This is a genomic window from Halomonas halodenitrificans DSM 735, assembly GCF_000620045.1.
GTDB classification, from domain to species: domain Bacteria; phylum Pseudomonadota; class Gammaproteobacteria; order Pseudomonadales; family Halomonadaceae; genus Halomonas; species Halomonas halodenitrificans.
The window spans coordinates 1-14,349 of the sequence record NZ_JHVH01000014.1 but is presented as its reverse complement, the minus strand read 5'-3'; the positions used below and the strand labels follow the sequence as shown (position 1 = coordinate 14,349).

General features: G+C 63.2%; 13 protein-coding genes. 7 read left to right on the top strand and 6 right to left on the bottom strand.

What is annotated here, in order from left to right:
- Position 1: 1 nt before the first annotated feature.
- The 3 genes from Q358_RS0107605 to Q358_RS16810 all read right to left on the bottom strand — a co-directional run bounded on the left by Q358_RS0107605 (position 2) and on the right by Q358_RS16810 (position 2,755).
- Complete coding sequence (locus Q358_RS0107605; RefSeq protein ID WP_027961504.1) at positions 2-784, bottom strand: ABC transporter ATP-binding protein; 783 nt, start codon at positions 782-784, stop codon at positions 2-4.
- A 5-nt stretch (positions 785-789) separates the two neighbouring features.
- Entirely contained in the window at positions 790-1,830 is a 1,041-nt protein-coding gene (locus Q358_RS0107600) for an MlaE family ABC transporter permease (RefSeq protein WP_051530240.1), read from the bottom strand.
- Between the two features lie 82 nt (positions 1,831-1,912).
- Positions 1,913-2,755 (bottom strand): alpha/beta fold hydrolase, encoded by an 843-nt coding sequence (locus Q358_RS16810; RefSeq protein WP_051530239.1) that lies wholly within the window; start codon positions 2,753-2,755, stop codon positions 1,913-1,915.
- Between the two features lie 121 nt (positions 2,756-2,876).
- Here Q358_RS16810 and Q358_RS0107590 point away from each other — a divergent pair, with 121 nt between their 5' ends.
- The 4 genes from Q358_RS0107590 to Q358_RS0107575 all read left to right on the top strand — a co-directional run bounded on the left by Q358_RS0107590 (position 2,877) and on the right by Q358_RS0107575 (position 9,807).
- Positions 2,877-4,313: a TolC family outer membrane protein gene (locus tag Q358_RS0107590; RefSeq protein ID WP_084286483.1), complete on the top strand. Its 1,437-nt coding sequence runs from the start codon at positions 2,877-2,879 to the stop codon at positions 4,311-4,313.
- Between the two features lie 126 nt (positions 4,314-4,439).
- Complete coding sequence (locus tag Q358_RS16805; protein WP_084286482.1) at positions 4,440-5,786, top strand: efflux RND transporter periplasmic adaptor subunit; 1,347 nt, start codon at positions 4,440-4,442, stop codon at positions 5,784-5,786.
- A complete protein-coding gene (locus Q358_RS0107580) occupies positions 5,786-8,965 on the top strand; it encodes an efflux RND transporter permease subunit (protein WP_027961501.1) in 3,180 nt (1,059 codons plus the stop codon). The genes Q358_RS16805 and Q358_RS0107580 overlap by 1 nt, the downstream gene beginning before the upstream one ends.
- Before the next feature lie 170 nt (positions 8,966-9,135).
- Complete coding sequence (locus Q358_RS0107575; RefSeq protein WP_027961500.1) at positions 9,136-9,807, top strand: hypothetical protein; 672 nt, start codon at positions 9,136-9,138, stop codon at positions 9,805-9,807.
- On the opposite strand, the gene Q358_RS0107570 is transcribed toward Q358_RS0107575, so the two are convergent.
- Positions 9,804-10,418 (bottom strand): TetR family transcriptional regulator, encoded by a 615-nt coding sequence (locus Q358_RS0107570; protein ID WP_027961499.1) that lies wholly within the window; start codon positions 10,416-10,418, stop codon positions 9,804-9,806. The genes Q358_RS0107575 and Q358_RS0107570 overlap by 4 nt on opposite strands.
- A gap of 112 nt (positions 10,419-10,530) precedes the next feature.
- On the opposite strand from Q358_RS0107570, the gene Q358_RS0107565 reads away from it, so the two are divergent.
- On the top strand, positions 10,531-11,562 hold the full coding sequence (locus tag Q358_RS0107565; protein WP_027961498.1) for a succinylglutamate desuccinylase/aspartoacylase family protein: 1,032 nt from the start codon (positions 10,531-10,533) through the stop codon (positions 11,560-11,562).
- An 18-nt stretch (positions 11,563-11,580) separates the two neighbouring features.
- On the opposite strand, the gene dusA is transcribed toward Q358_RS0107565, so the two are convergent.
- On the bottom strand, positions 11,581-12,594 hold the full coding sequence (gene dusA / locus Q358_RS0107560; RefSeq protein WP_281172974.1) for a tRNA dihydrouridine(20/20a) synthase DusA: 1,014 nt from the start codon (positions 12,592-12,594) through the stop codon (positions 11,581-11,583).
- Positions 12,595-12,941: 347 nt separating this feature from the next.
- On the opposite strand from dusA, the gene Q358_RS0107555 reads away from it, so the two are divergent.
- Positions 12,942-13,184, top strand: coding sequence for a hypothetical protein (locus Q358_RS0107555; protein WP_169735509.1), 243 nt, complete (start codon positions 12,942-12,944; stop codon positions 13,182-13,184).
- A 217-nt stretch (positions 13,185-13,401) separates the two neighbouring features.
- On the top strand, positions 13,402-13,686 hold the full coding sequence (locus tag Q358_RS0107550; RefSeq protein WP_156940871.1) for a S24 family peptidase: 285 nt from the start codon (positions 13,402-13,404) through the stop codon (positions 13,684-13,686).
- Between the two features lie 277 nt (positions 13,687-13,963).
- Here the strand turns inward: Q358_RS0107550 and Q358_RS0107545 are convergent.
- Positions 13,964-14,349: integrase core domain-containing protein (locus Q358_RS0107545; protein ID WP_027961494.1), on the bottom strand; the 386-nt coding region annotated here is incomplete at its 5' end.

The window sequence follows — 14,349 nt, the reverse complement described above, 5'->3', positions numbered from 1 at the left end:
ATCAACTCTCCTTGGCGGTGCGAGCCGCGTTTTCAGCCGAGCGGCCACGCGGGCCGTGAAAGTAATCGTGAACCCAGGCGTCATCGGTGGCTGCCACTCCCTGGAGACTACCGGCTACCAGTACTCGGCGCTGGGCCAGCACCGCTACCCGATCACAGGTTGTATAGAGCGTATCCAGATCGTGGGTGATCAGAAAAACACTGAGGCCCAGGGCGTCCCTCAGGGTCAGCAACAGCCGATCGAAGGCGGCTGCCCCGATGGGATCCAGCCCGGCGGTAGGCTCATCCAGGAACAATACTTCGGGGTCCAGTGCCAGGGCACGGGCCAGGGCGGCACGCTTGACCATGCCACCGGAGAGCTCGGATGGATACTGAGTCGCCGCCTTGCCCGGTAGTCCAGCGAGGGCCAGCTTGAGGCACGCCAGCTTCTCGGCTTCGCTGCGGGGCAGGCGGGCATGCTCGATCAGCGGCAGGGCGATATTCTCGGCCAGGGTCAATGAGGTAAAGAGGGCGCCGCGTTGGAACAGCACCCCGAAGCGGCGCTCAATCCGTGAGCGAGCCGGGGCGGAAAGCTGCTGAAGATTCTCGCCAAATACCTCGATGCGCCCGGCGCTGGGGCGTAGCAGGCCGACGATGCTGCGCATCAATACCGACTTGCCCGAGCCCGAGCCGCCCACCACGCCGAGAATTTCTCCGTGTTGCAGGTCCAGGTCGAGTCCCTGGTGCACTACATGGTTGCCGAAGCGATTTTCCAGCTCGCGCACGCGAATTAATGGTTCTGACATGTCGCTCACCAGCCCATTTCCATGCAGAACAGTGCAGCCAGGGCATCGAGAAGGATCACCATGAAGATCGATTGCACCACACTTGAGGTGGTGTGCTCGCCGACCGATTGGGCGCTGCCACTGACCTTGAAGCCTTCCAGGCAGCCGATCACCGCGACCACAAAGGCGAATATCGGTGCCTTGCCCAGGCCCACCAGGAAATGCTGGATGGCGATGTCGCGCTCGAGGATGGCCAGGAACTGTGTCGCCGAGATATCCAGGGCGATCAGGGAAACCATGGCGCCGCCCAGGATGCCGCTGAGCATCCCCGCAAAGGTGAGAATAGGAAGACTGACCATCAGGGCGAGCACGCGAGGCAATACCAGCAGTTCTACCGGGTCGAGACCCAGGGTGCGCAGGGCGTCGAGCTCTTCATTGGCCTTCATGGCCCCCAGCTGGGCGGTAAAGGCACTGGCGGTGCGGCCGGCGAGCAGGATGGCGGCCAGAATCACGCCGAATTCGCGCAAGAAGGCATAGGCTACCAGGTGCACCGTATAGAGGGTGGCACCGAAGTCGCTTAGTACCGTGGCACCGAGAAATGCTACTACCGCCCCCACCAGGAAGGTGAGCAGGGCGACGATGGGCAGGGCATCGAGGCCGGTCTGGTGAATCTGGGCGATCACCGGCGTAAGGCGCCAACGCCTGGGATGGGCGATGCTAGTGGCCAGGGCGGCAAGGACTCGGCCAATAAAGCCGAGCAGGTGTTTTTGCTGGCGGCCGACGCTTTCCATGCGGCGGCCGATATCGGCCAGCGGACCCCGGAGAGGGTGAGGCGTCGCCGGTGCCGGGGATTCGCAGCGTAGCAGCGCCTCGCCCACAGATCGCAGCAGGGCGCGCCGTTCGGCAGGCAGCTGTGGCGCCCAGTCGTCGATGTCGGCGAGGCGTTGGGCACCGGTGAGTTCGGCGAGCAGGGCGGCACCCGCGGTATCGAGGGTCGCGATCTCGGCAAGCGATTGGGGAGCACCGGTTGTCGTCTGTCGCGCCTGTGCAATGCGGCGGCGAAGCATGGTGTGGTGCTCGAGGGTCCAGTCCCCACGCGGTCGTGGCGACCCCCGGTCGATCAGTAATTCGCCCGGTATGGATGTCACTTCAGCGCTCCCCTGCATCGAGGAAGCGGCGAATCGGCTCGACCTGGCTGGCGCGGTCGAGATAGGGGGCGTGGCCGCAGCCGGCCGCCTCCAGTGTGACCAGGTGTGGCCGTGTCTCGGCCATGCGCTCCAGGGTGGAAGCGGCGAGCAGGGGAGAGCTGGCGCCGCGGATTACCATCACGGGGCTCGCCAGGGCGGCCCAGTCGGCCCACAGGTCCCTGGGCGTGTCGTGGACAAACTGCGCGACGATCCGAGGGTCGTAGTGAAAGCTCCAGCGTCCATCGGGAAGGCGGCGCGCGCTTTCCAGTGCCAGGCGCCGCCAGCTGTCGTTGTCCTCGATGCCAAACCCCGCATAGTGATGACGCAGCTCTTCCTCGAGGTCGCGGAAGCTCGAGAACTCATGGGGACGCGAGAAGTAATCGCCTAGCTCGGCGAGGCCGTCCGGGGCGAGTTCGGGGCCGATATCGTTGAGCACCAGGCGTTCGATGCGATCGGCCGTGGCGGGCTCGGCTGCCAGGCGCAGGCCCAGGAGCCCGCCCATGGAGGTGCCCAGCCAGGACACCCGGCCGAGGGCGAAATGGTCAAGCAGGGCCCTGGCGACCCTGGCATAGGCGGCGTAGGTATAATCCTGCTCGGGGCGGGATGACCACGTCGACAGGCCACGCCCCGGGGTGTCCGGGGCCAGTACTCGCCACTTCGGTCCCAGGCGATGGGCCAGTTCGGCGAAGTCGCCACCATGACGGGCTAGACCGTGCCAGGCGACCAGGGTGCGCGGGGCATCGGGGTGCCATATCCGCACCGCCACTTCGAGATCGTCTACGCTGATCCAGTCAAGGTGCTCCATCCTGCGCCTCCGCCATTAGGGGATACAACGATATGTCATATTCTTCCTCGATGATAAGGTGGAATCGAAGTGTGAGCATGCGACAATGTATGTAAATATCCCATTGATCGAGGATGAGCCGATGACGTCCCCCTGTCCGTCGCATTGTTCCCGCCCGTCGCGCGTCCTGCGCCGTGCCCTGTTGCCGATGATGGTGGCCTCTACCCTGGCGGCTCCCGCTCAGGCAGCGGACCTGCTGACCATCGCGCAGGATGCCCTGCAGAACAACGCCCAGCTGGCATCGGCTCGCTCTCGGACGGGCAGCGTCGAGGCGGGGCGTGACGTCGAACAGGCCGACCTGCTGCCTCAGGTCAGCGCGTCCGGCAACCTGTCCCATAATCGTCAATACGAGGCTCAGTCGGTCCCCGGTCAGCCGCAGGGTGATGACAACGTCAACCAGTTCGGTATTACCCTCGAGGCCACCCAGGCGCTCTTCAATGCCATCGATAGCCGGCAGGTCGAGCGCACCGAGCGCCAGATCGATCAGCAGTTATATAGCCTGGCGGCCACCGAGCAGGGCGTGCTGATCAATGTGTCCACCGCCTACTTCGAGATTCTGCGTGCCCATGAGGTGCTGGAGGCTCGTCGTGCGCAGGAGCGTGCCATCAACCGTCAGCTCGAACAGGCCCGAGAGCAGTTCGATGTGGGCCTGATCGCGATTACCGAAGTGGAAGAGGCCAAGGCGGCCTTCGATCAGGCCAGGGCGATCCGTATCGCCGCCGAGAGCGACCTGCAGGTGCGCTTCGAGGCCCTGGAGCGGCTCACCGGTCAACGCTACGCGAGCATCGATGCCCTTGGCGAGGAACTTGCCATCGCCGCTCCCGTGCCGGCTGACCGCAGTGCCTGGGTGGAACGGGCCATGCAGAACAATCCTCAGGTACTGGCCAGTCAGGCCGGCATCGAGGTGTCGCGTAGCGCGGTGGAGATCGCTCGTGCCGGGCATTTGCCTCAGGTCAATGCCTTCGCCAACTACAATTACGCAGACAATGATGCCGATGGCATCGAGGGTCACGACTCCAGTAGCCAGGTCGGCGTGGGCGTCAGCATGCCTCTTTACACCGGTGGTCGCACCAGTGCCACGGTTCGCCAGAACACCTATCTGCTGGAATCCTCCCAGTATGACTTCGAGGATCAGCGGCGCAGCACGATCCAGAAGGTGCGCTCCAGCTATACCCGGGTGACCAATGATGTTTCCACGGTGGAGGCGCGAGCCCAGGCGGTGGTTTCCAACCAGAGCGCCCTGGATGCCACACGAGCCGGCTATGAGGTGGGAACCCGCAACATCGTCGATGTGCTCAACGCCGAGCAGAATCTCTACAACGCCGTTGCCGATCTGGCCAGCGCCCGCTATGACTACGTGATCGACCTGCTGACCCTGCGCCAGCAGGCCGGCACCCTCGATGAAGAGGCCCTTGCCGAGGTCAATGCCTGGCTCGGCGCCGAGAGCATCGACTTTCAGCTGCCCGGCGCGGGCGAGCTCGATGCGGTGATGAATATTGGCGAGCGGCCCACGCCCTAGTCCATAACCATACTAGTCGGATGTGAATAGCCTCCTGAGCTTTGCTTAGGCGGCTAATGTTTACTTCCATACAGGTGTGAATGTAAAATTCATTCATCTGACGTCTTCAACGGGAATTCCTCATACATGAAAACCCCATATCGCCTCGGCCAGAAGAGCCTTCTCGTTCTGGCCGTCAGCTTATTGCTGGCCGCCTGTGGGCAGGACGAGGCCCCTCAGCAGGCGTCGTCGAACGCCCAGGAGAAGCCCCCGCATCCGGTGGAGGTGGCCGAGCTGACCCGCCAGGATCTTGACCTGGACCGTTCCTACCCGTCACTGCTGCGCAGCGACGACGAAGTGACCCTGGTGGCCCGCGTCACCGGTACCCTCGAGCAGCGCCACTTCGAGCCCGGCGAAATGGTGGAGAAGGGGGAGGTGCTCTACTCCATCGAGCCGGATGTCTACCAGGCGGCGGTCAAGCAGCGTGAAGCCGACCTGCAGAGTGCCCGGGCCGAGCTGGAGCGAGCCCAGCGTGATGCCAACCGTTTCGAACGCCTGTTGAGCCAGAACTCGGTAAGTCGCCAGCAGGTCGATCAGGCACGCTCCGAGCTTAGCGTGGCACGGGCGTCGGTGGTCCAGGCCGAGGCGGCGTTAGTGACGGCCCGGATCGATCTCGACTATGCCGAAGTCACCGCGCCGGTATCGGGCATGATCAGTCTCGGTCGGATCAACGTCGGCAACCTGGTGAGCAACGCCACCGAGCTTGCCACCATCACGCCTCTCGATCCGCTCGAGGTGCGCTTCCAGTTACCCCAGCGTGATGCCTTCGAGCTGCGCCGTCAGCGGGGTGAGATGGATGCCGAAGGGACAATTCGGGCAGTGCTGGAAGTGTCGGGCCTCGAGGGGGATCGTCTGGAAGGGCGCCTGGATTTTCTGGGGTCTCGCGTGGAGGAAGGCACCAGCACGGTGCAGGCCAGCGCTACCTTTGAGAATCCCGGGCACCGTGTGCTGCCCGGACAATTCGTGCGGGTCAGCCTGGAAGGACTCAAGCGCTTCGACGTCCTGGCGGTACCCGAGATCGCGGTTGGCCAGGGCTTGATGGGACCCCAGGTGTTCGTGCTCGACGAGGACAATGTGGCCCGTGCCCGCCCGGTTGGCCTGGGCGATGTGGCGGGGTCCTGGCATATCCTGCGTGATGGCGTCGAGCCGGGCGAACGAGTGGTGATGGGTGACCTGGCCGGTATCGAGCCAGGCGTGACCATCGAGCCGCTGCCCTTCGATGGTGATGCTCAGGCACTTGTCGAACGCACCATGCAGGCCGACGACTCGAAGCAGGGCGCGAAGGAGGCGAGTGGTTCGCCCACCGAGGCGACCCAGGCGGATGCCGATAGCGAGACCCAGGCGGATGCCGATAGCGAGACCCAGGCGGATGCCGATAGCGAGACAGAGCAGGCTGGTACGGAGCCGCTCGAGTCTGGCGAGGACGACGCCTGATGAACTTCTCCAACTTCTTTATCAAGCGCCCGATCTTCGCCACGGTGCTGGCGATCATCCTGACGCTGGTCGGGGTGGTCAGCCTGCGCGTGCTGCCGATCGAGCAGTACCCCAGTGTGGTGCCGCCCACCGTCTCGGTGAGTGCCCAGTTCCCCGGTGCCGATGCCGAAACGGTGGCGCAGACGGTGGCGGCCCCCCTGGCCGAGTCGATCAACGGCGTCGAGGACATGCTCTACATGACCTCGACCAGCGGTGACAATGGCTCCATGAGCCTCAATGTGGCCTTCGATATCGGCACCGAAGGCGATATCAATACCATCAACGTCAATAATCGGGTGCAGGGGGCCCTCTCCCAGCTGCCCGAGGCGGTGCAGGCCCAGGGCGTGACCGTGGAGCTGAGCTCCAGTTCGATCCTGATGCTGGTGTCGCTGATCTCGCCGGAAGGCGACTACGACAACGTCTTCATGCAGAACTATGCCACCCTCAACATTCTCGACGAGCTTCGCCAGCTACCCGGGGTAGGGGAGGCCTCGGTGCTGGGGGGTGGCGAGTTTGCCATGCGTATCTGGATGGATCCGGACAAGCTGGCACAATACGATCTGACGCCGACCGAAGTCGCCTCGGCAATTCGCAGCCAGAACACCGAGGTTCCGGCAGGCAGCCTGGCCAGCACGCCCCAGAGCGAGCCGCGTGCCTTTACCTACACGATCACCGCCGGTGGTCGTCTCAACGACGTCAACGACTTCCGCGAGATTCGGTTGCGCACCAACCCCGATGGTTCGTCGCTGCAGCTGAGCGACGTGGCACGCATCGAGCTGGGGGCTTCCTATTACGGCGTCAGTGCCAAGCTGAATGGCAGCGCCATGACGCCGATCATCATCAACCAGCAGCCTGGTGCCAACGCGCTCGAGACGGCTCGATTGGTCAACGAGACCATGGCCGACCTGGAGGCGCGCTTTCCGCCGGGTCTCGAGCAGGTCGTGCCCTACGACACCACGCTGTTTATCGGCGCCTCCGTCGATACCGTGACCCATGTGTTTGTCGAGGCGTTTCTCATCGTCGGGGTGATCCTGTTCGTCTTCCTGCAGAACTGGCGCTTCACCTTGATCGCCATGTCGGTGGTGCCGGTATCGGTACTGGCGACCTTCGCCGGCTTCTACCTGTTCGGCTTCTCGATCAACCTGCTGACGTTGTTTGCCCTGGTGCTCTCCATCGGCATCGTGGTGGATGACGCCATTCTGGTGGTGGAAAACGTCGAACGGGTGCTGAGCCATGACGATGATATCAGCGTGCCTCAGGCAACCATCCGTGCCATGAAGGAAGTGGGCGGGCCCGTGATCGCGACGACCCTGATCATGGCTGCGGTGTTCGTGCCGGTGGCCTTCCTGGGCGGTTTCACCGGTCAGATCTATCAGCAGTTTGCGCTGACGGTGGCGATTTCGGTGGCCTTCTCGGCGCTGATGGCACTGACCCTGACGCCGGCGTTATCGGCCGTGTTTATCAAGCACAAGAGCGAGATGGGGCAGTCGAAGCTGTCGCGTGCCATCCATACGCCGCTGCGCCTTTTCGACAGCCTGTTCGCCGGTATCACGGCCGCCTACATGTGGGTGGTCAAGGCGCTGGTCCGCTTCTGGGGATTGGCGCTGCTGCTTACCGGCCTGGTAATTGGTGGCTCCTGGTGGCTCTACCAGACTACCCCCTCGACCCTGGTACCCGAGACCGACCAGGGTATTGTGCTGACGGCGGTACAGCTCCCGGACTCCTCCTCTCTGGACCGTACCCGGGCCTATATGGATGAGCTGAGTGCACGTATCGAGGCAATCGAGGGCGTCGAGTACAGTGCCGCGGTGGCGGGCTATGACATACTCGCCAGCTCGGTCAACTCGGCCCGCGGCATCATGTTCATCAACATGGTGCCCTGGGAAGAGCGGACGCTGACGGCGGATCAGCTGGTCGGCAAGATCATGCAGCTGGGCGCTCAGGTCTCCGGCGGCTCGGCGATGGCCTTCAACGTGCCGCCGATCATGGGGCTTTCCACTACCGGTGGCTTCACGGGGTATCTGCAGTCCTTCGAGGGGGCCACGCCTCAGGAGCTGTTCCAGGCCTCGCTCAAGGTGATGCAGGCGGCGAATGAGCACCCGGCGCTGCAGCGTGTCTTTACCACCTTCAACGTCAATGTGCCGGGCTATCGTGCCGAAATCGATCAGCAGAAGGCGTTGAGCTATGGCGTCTCGCTATCACAGCTCAATGCGACGCTGGCCAATACCTTCGGCACAGGCTTCGTCAACTACTTCAACTACCAGAACCGTAACTTCCAGGTCTATCTGCAGAACGAGGACGAGTTCCGCAAGACGCCGGATGATATCGGCAGCGTCTACGTGCGTGGTGGCAGCGGTGAGCGAATCCCGCTCTCGGAGTTCGTGACCCTGGAGCGCCAGGCCAAGCCTACGGTAGTGTCGCGTTTCGGCGTCTACCTCGGCGCCCAGTTCCAGGGCGGCCCGGCGCCGGGGTACAGCTCGACCCAGGCGATCACCGTCATGGAGGAGATCGTTGCCGAGACCCTGGGCAACAACTGGGGCATGGGCTGGACCGGTACGGCCTATCAGGAAAGTCAGATGGGCAGTGCCGCCAGCCTGGCGATCATCTTCGGCCTGTTGATGGTATTCCTGATCCTGGCGGCCCAGTACGAGAGCTGGTCGCTGCCGCTGGCCGTGCTGACCGCTACACCCTTTGCCTTCCTGGGCGGGATCGGCGGTATCGCGCTGCGTGGGCTGGATACCAGTGTCTACGTGCAGATCGGCATGTTGGTGGTGGTAGGCCTGGCGGCCAAGAACGCCATCCTGATCGTCGAGTTCGCCGAGTTGCAGCGCAAGGAGCTGGGACAGACGATTCGTGAGGCGGCCGTCAGCGCGGCGGAGCTACGCTTCCGGCCGATCGTGATGACCTCGCTGGCCTTCATCTTCGGCACCCTGCCGCTGGCTCTGGCCACCGGGGCGAGTGACGTCAGCAGCCACCATATCGGCACCACCGTGGCGATGGGCATGGCCTCGGTAGCGGTATTGGGGAGCTTCTTCATCCCCAGCTTCTACGCCATGATCGCCTCGATCTCCGACTGGCTGAGACGCAGGTTGCGCGGCAAGGAAGCGCCGCGTCAGGCGGCAGGCACCGAAGAAGGCTAGACGGTGCTGCGTTGCCAGCGTAAGAAGGGGCGCCTCGCGGGAGGCGCCCCTTCTTCTTGCGCAGGACATTTTCGCCGGGGTTATGAAGGTGCTTGGCCTTCGGCCAGGCGGGTCGACTATAGTGATCGAAAAGGTCTCATTCGTTGGTGAGTATGATCGGGGAGGTGGGCATGCCGTTGGTCATGGAGATTGCGCTGAGTTTTCCCCTGGTGGTCTTCAGCGGGTTGATCCTGCTGGTAGTGATCTACTGGGTGCTGGTGGCGCTTCGCCTGGCGCCGCTGGAGCTGTTCGAGCACGACAGTCTGAAGGGGGATTACCTGTCCAGCTCGCTGGTAGCGCTGGGGTTTGCCGGCGTGCCGGCCACCTTCTCGCTGTCGGTGTTGGTGCTGATCGCCGGGGGCATTACGCTGCTGGTGGAGCTGCTCGTCCTGCGCTGGCTGGAGCTGGGCCTGTTCCGGGTGCCGCTGGGGGTGGTCGTGCTATGGGCGGCCTTCGCCATCGCCTCACCGCTGGCCGCGGTGCTCTGTGGCGCGATGCGCCGCTGGTTTCAGCGCCAGCTCCCGGGCCGCCGGCGTTGCCTGCTGGGGGAGCATGTGGAGGTGCTGGCCGAGCCCGATGCCGAGGGTTGGACCCGGGCCTCTCTGCTCGATGCCCCCCGCCAGGAGATACGCCTGCACGGCAAGGAGGGCAGCATGCCCCGTGTAGGAGAGCACCGGGTGCTGGTGAAGTACGTGGCGCAGGAGAACGCCTATCGTAGCGTTCAGGCTCAGGAGTTTCGTGAGGCTCGGGCCCATCTCAACCGACTGCGGCTCGGTGCAGGGCGCTCGGCCACGACTTCCTAGGCGTGGCGCATCAGGGCGAGCTGGGCATCGACCAGCTTGCCACCCTCGGTCACCAGTGAAAACTGCTCGTGGTTACGTAGCCAGTCGTGAAATAGCCCCCCGAGCAGGGCCTGCATCAGTTCAGCGGCAGTCTGTGGCGAGAGGTCTTCGCGCAGCTGGCCATGGAGTGCAGCGCAGGTAAAGTAATCGATCAGAGCACCGCAGGCCTCGTCCGACATCTCGTTCTGCATGGTCAACGGGTCGATATCGCCGAACACCTCGCAGTGGTGGATCAGGATGGCGTGAACCCGCCGGTAACGGGGTTGCTCCAGTCGCTCGAAGCCCTTCAGGATGGCCAGCCGAATGGCCTCCAGAGGACGCTCCACCAGGCTCGGATCCGCAATCTCGACGATCAGCTCCTGGAAGGGCATGCGAACCCGGCCAAGCATGGCCTGGAAGAGGTCTGCCTTGTTCCTGAAATGCCAGTAGACGGCACCGCGCGTCATGCCGGCGTGACGAGCGATCTGCTCAAGAGACGTACGGGCGACCCCCTTGGCGAGGAAGATCTCTTCGGCGGCGTCCAGCAGGGCCTCCCGAGTCGCGGCGGCTTCGGCCTTGGTGCGTCGGGCCATGGATAGGATCTCGTAGGAAGTTGATATTTCCATTCTACCCGATGCACCAGGCCTTTACATACATGAATGTATGCCAAGCCGCTGTGTCTTTAACTTTTATCAGGAGTACTGCATGCCCCGAGCCCCCTTCGATCTTGCCGGCATAACAATCGCGCCAGGGAGTCGTGCCCAGATCGATGTTCCGGTCGCACGCCTCTATACCCATGCGCCGCTGTCGATTCCCGTGGAGGTGGTCCATGGTCGCCAGGCAGGACCGACGCTGCTGGTCTGCGGTGGGATCCACGGTGATGAGATCAACGGGGTGGAAATCGTGCGTCGCCTGTTGCGTACGAAGCAGCTGCAGGGGCTCCGGGGGACGCTGATTGCCGCACCGATCGTCAATGTCTTCGGTTTCATGCAGCACAGCCGCTATCTGCCCGATCGGCGTGACCTGAATCGCTGCTTTCCGGGGAGTGAAACAGGCTCACTGGGAGGGCGCGTGGCGGCGCTGTTTCGCCAGACGATCGTCGATCAGGCAACGCACATCATCGACCTGCATACCGGGGCCATTCATCGTACCAACCTGCCTCAGATCCGGGCCCAGCTGGAGGCGGGCGGAGAAACCGAGCGCATGGCGAATGCCTTCGGGGCGCCGGTGATTCTCAACGCCGAACTGCGCGAGGGAAGCCTGCGCCATTACGCCCAGAATCGCGGGATACCGGTGCTGACCTATGAGGCCGGCGAGGCACTGCGATTCGATGAGTGGGCGATTACCTCCGGTGTTCGGGGTGTGCTCAGAGTCATGCGGCGTCTCGGCATGCTGGCCGGCGAGCACCGACGCCGAGAACCGCCGGCCGCCGAGGTGGCCAATGGCTCCAGCTGGGCGAGGGCGCCCATCGACGGTATTCTGCGCCCCGGGGTGCGCCTGGGCGTGCGGGTGGCCAAGGGCGATGTGCTGGGTCGGGTGGCCGATCCCTTCGGCAATGCGGAAGGGGAGGTGAGGGCCATGGCGGATGGCATCGTGATCGGCATGAGCCGCCTGCCGCTGGCCAACGAGGGCGAGGCGTTGTTTCATATCGCTCGCTTCGATGCCCTCGAAGAGGCGCAGAGTGCGATCGAGGACTTTCACTCCAGCCTGGAGCCACCGCCCGACCCGCTGTACTGAAGAGTGTGCCGAGCGGCCTCAGGCCGCGGCGCTCGCATCGTGTTCGGCGACCAGTCCCAGGGCGTCATCGAATACCGCCAGGCTTGCCCCCCCGAGGTGGGCATTTTCGGACAGATGACGGCGGAACTTGCGCCCGCCCGGCTGACCCTGGAAGAGCCCCAGCAGGTGGCGCGTCAGGTGGTTGAGCCTGGCGCCCTGGTCGAGGCGGCGGGCGATATAGGGGCGCAGGGCACGGGCCGCCGCATGGCGGCTCGGGGCCGGCCCCGGCTCACCGTAGAGCGCCTCATCGACGCCGGCCAGCATCCAGGGATTCTGGTAGGCCTCCCGGCCGATCATCACGCTATCCACCGAGGCGAGCTGCTCGCGGCAGGCGTCGAGGGTCTTGAGGCCGCCGTTGATGCCGATATGCAGGTCGGGCCGGCTCGCCTTCAGGCGATGCACGCGGGGATAGTTGAGCGGTGGCACGTCGCGGTTCTCCTTGGGGGAGAGACCCTCGAGCCAGGCCTTGCGTGCATGCACGATAAAGGTGTCACAGCCGGCGTCGGCGACGATATCGATAAAGCGTGAGAGGTCGGCATCCTCGTCCTGGTCGTCGATGCCGATGCGGCACTTGACGGTGACCGGGATGGACACCGCCTCGCGCATGGCCTTGACCGCCGCGGCGACCTTCTGTGGATGCCCCATCAGGCAGGCGCCGATCAGGTTGTTCTGGACCCGGTCACTGGGACAGCCGACGTTGAGGTTGACCTCGTCATAGCCCCATGCCTCGGCGATGGCCGCGCATTCGGCGAGCTCGAAGGCGTCGCTGCCGCCCAGTTGCAGGGCAAGCGGATGCTCGACCTCATCAAAGCCCAGGAAGCGCTCCCGGGGACTACCGTGGAGGATGGCGCCGGTCGTGACCATCTCGGTGTAGAGCAGGGCGTGGCGGGTGAGGGTTCGGGCGAACGCGCGGTAATCGCGGGTCGTCCAGTCCATCATGGGGGCCACGGAGAACGTCCTGTCCAGCGCAGGGCGCGCGGTGCCAGTATTCATGCAGGTTGTGGCGTTTGCCATATCAGTCATTTCTGTTCATGTTTACAGTGGTTTTTCCCTGTTTTTCCCTGTTTTTCACCACGTGCTGGTACAAATTTGGCACACGAAGCGTTGGCAATTTGGTACATCAGGGAGGTTCGCGTGGCGACGATCAGGAAGCGTGAAAGCGTCGGCGAAAGTACGGCAGTTTCTCATACCTGGCTCAGATCCGCATCGCTCGCCGTGGGCAAGGAGACCACTCCGAGTCGCGGACGATCCCCAGGAAGGCGATAGCCGAGGAGTAGGTCAAGCGCCGCGAGCTCGAGCTGAATAGTCCCGGCTGCATGCTCTCGGCGAAGTGGAAGGGCGTGACCCTGGATGACGCCATCGAGCTCCACCTCCACGAGTTTGCTCTGGATGCCGGCCGCTCGAAGCGGGCCACTATCCAGCAGCTGCAGCGCTTCCCAATCGCCCGGGTGCAGATCACCGAGCAGGTGATCGGCCACGCCGTCATGCGCCGGAACAGCGGCATCAAGCCCTCGACGATCAACCAGGACATCACCTGGCTCGGAATCATCCTCAAGATGGCCGCGGCCGCTCGGTTTCCGTGAGGTGGGTCACCACCGGGCGATTACAGCCTTTCGGCGCCCGGCTCACGGTGGGGGGAACGATGGTTTCGGAGTGGCTCATCGGTTAGGCTTCCTTAATGGAGTGAAAGACAGTTCTGCGCTGTTTCTGGACGCGGCATCAGCACTCATAGAGCGCGGCGTACTTGCGCTGGTGAAGTGCTCTTCCAAGTGGCCGCGCAGGTTGGCGAGTGCGTCCTCGATGGCATCGTCGTCCCGGCGGGCGGCGATCAGCCCGCAGGACAGCCGGGCCGATGGTGGCAGGGTGCTGGTGGATCGCAGCAGCCGCGACCCGCACCCTGAAGGCATGTTCCTGCTGCTCGTACACGGCAAGCGGCGCATCAAGCGCGTGCAGCGGGTCGCCGGCGACGCTTGGCTGCTGATCAGCGACAATCCGCGCTACGAGAAGGAATTGATCAAGCCGCAGGACATGAGGGACATGGAGATCCTGGGGCGGTGTGAGATTCGGATTGGGCGGGTTTTGTGAGTCTACAAAAACATTTCTTGGGGTGAGTTAATTAAGGATAAACATGAAGGTAAAGTACGTAGGGGTAAAGTTATTAAGCCAATCGATTGGCATTGATACATCAAGTTTTTATAGTGAGCTTGAAGCAGCCTCTGGTATGGTTGTGAAAGGCGAATCTATGGAGCGGCATTTCTTTTTTGATAACTCTGCTAAAGAAGGCTATTTTATTGGTCTGGTTGTTACCTTGAAAGACCAGAAACGTTTTTGCAAAGCTGAGGTTAAAGATCAGGAGGTTAGGCTAAAAACAGAGGATCTTCTTGGGGATGATAAGCTTGTAGATGTCGGGTCCCGTGTGATTGACCACCCGCTTGGTAAATAACTCAGGACGTTTGATCTGCCATTCCTTCATCACTGCAATCGGCGACTGATGGTGCAGCGCCTTCTGCGGGATATGGTGATTGTACAGCCAAGCGTAGCGTTTGAGTGTCTGTTCCAGATCCTCGCCTGAAACATAGCGCCGGGTCGAAAGCACGTCGCTGATCCGGCCGTTGAAGCGCTCTACCATGCCATTCGTCTGCGGCCGTCCCGGCTTGATTAGCCGGTGCTCGATACCATGGGCCTGGCACTCCTGATCGAAGAGATGGTGACCGCTGGGCTTGCGCTCGCCTGCCCGCGTGAAGCGAT

Coding starts and splice junctions, on each gene's coding strand:
- Q358_RS0107605 (WP_027961504.1), bottom strand. CDS start 784: ATGTCAGAACCATTAATTCGCGTGCGCGAGCTGGAAAATCGCTTCGGC.
- Q358_RS0107600 (WP_051530240.1), bottom strand. CDS start 1,830: ATGCTTCGCCGCCGCATTGCACAGGCGCGACAGACGACAACCGGTGCT.
- Q358_RS16810 (WP_051530239.1), bottom strand. CDS start 2,755: ATGGAGCACCTTGACTGGATCAGCGTAGACGATCTCGAAGTGGCGGTG.
- Q358_RS0107590 (WP_084286483.1), top strand. CDS start 2,877: ATGACGTCCCCCTGTCCGTCGCATTGTTCCCGCCCGTCGCGCGTCCTG.
- Q358_RS16805 (WP_084286482.1), top strand. CDS start 4,440: ATGAAAACCCCATATCGCCTCGGCCAGAAGAGCCTTCTCGTTCTGGCC.
- Q358_RS0107580 (WP_027961501.1), top strand. CDS start 5,786: ATGAACTTCTCCAACTTCTTTATCAAGCGCCCGATCTTCGCCACGGTG.
- Q358_RS0107575 (WP_027961500.1), top strand. CDS start 9,136: ATGCCGTTGGTCATGGAGATTGCGCTGAGTTTTCCCCTGGTGGTCTTC.
- Q358_RS0107570 (WP_027961499.1), bottom strand. CDS start 10,418: ATGGCCCGACGCACCAAGGCCGAAGCCGCCGCGACTCGGGAGGCCCTG.
- Q358_RS0107565 (WP_027961498.1), top strand. CDS start 10,531: ATGCCCCGAGCCCCCTTCGATCTTGCCGGCATAACAATCGCGCCAGGG.
- dusA (WP_281172974.1), bottom strand. CDS start 12,594: ATGAATACTGGCACCGCGCGCCCTGCGCTGGACAGGACGTTCTCCGTG.
- Q358_RS0107550 (WP_156940871.1), top strand. CDS start 13,402: ATGGCATCGTCGTCCCGGCGGGCGGCGATCAGCCCGCAGGACAGCCGG.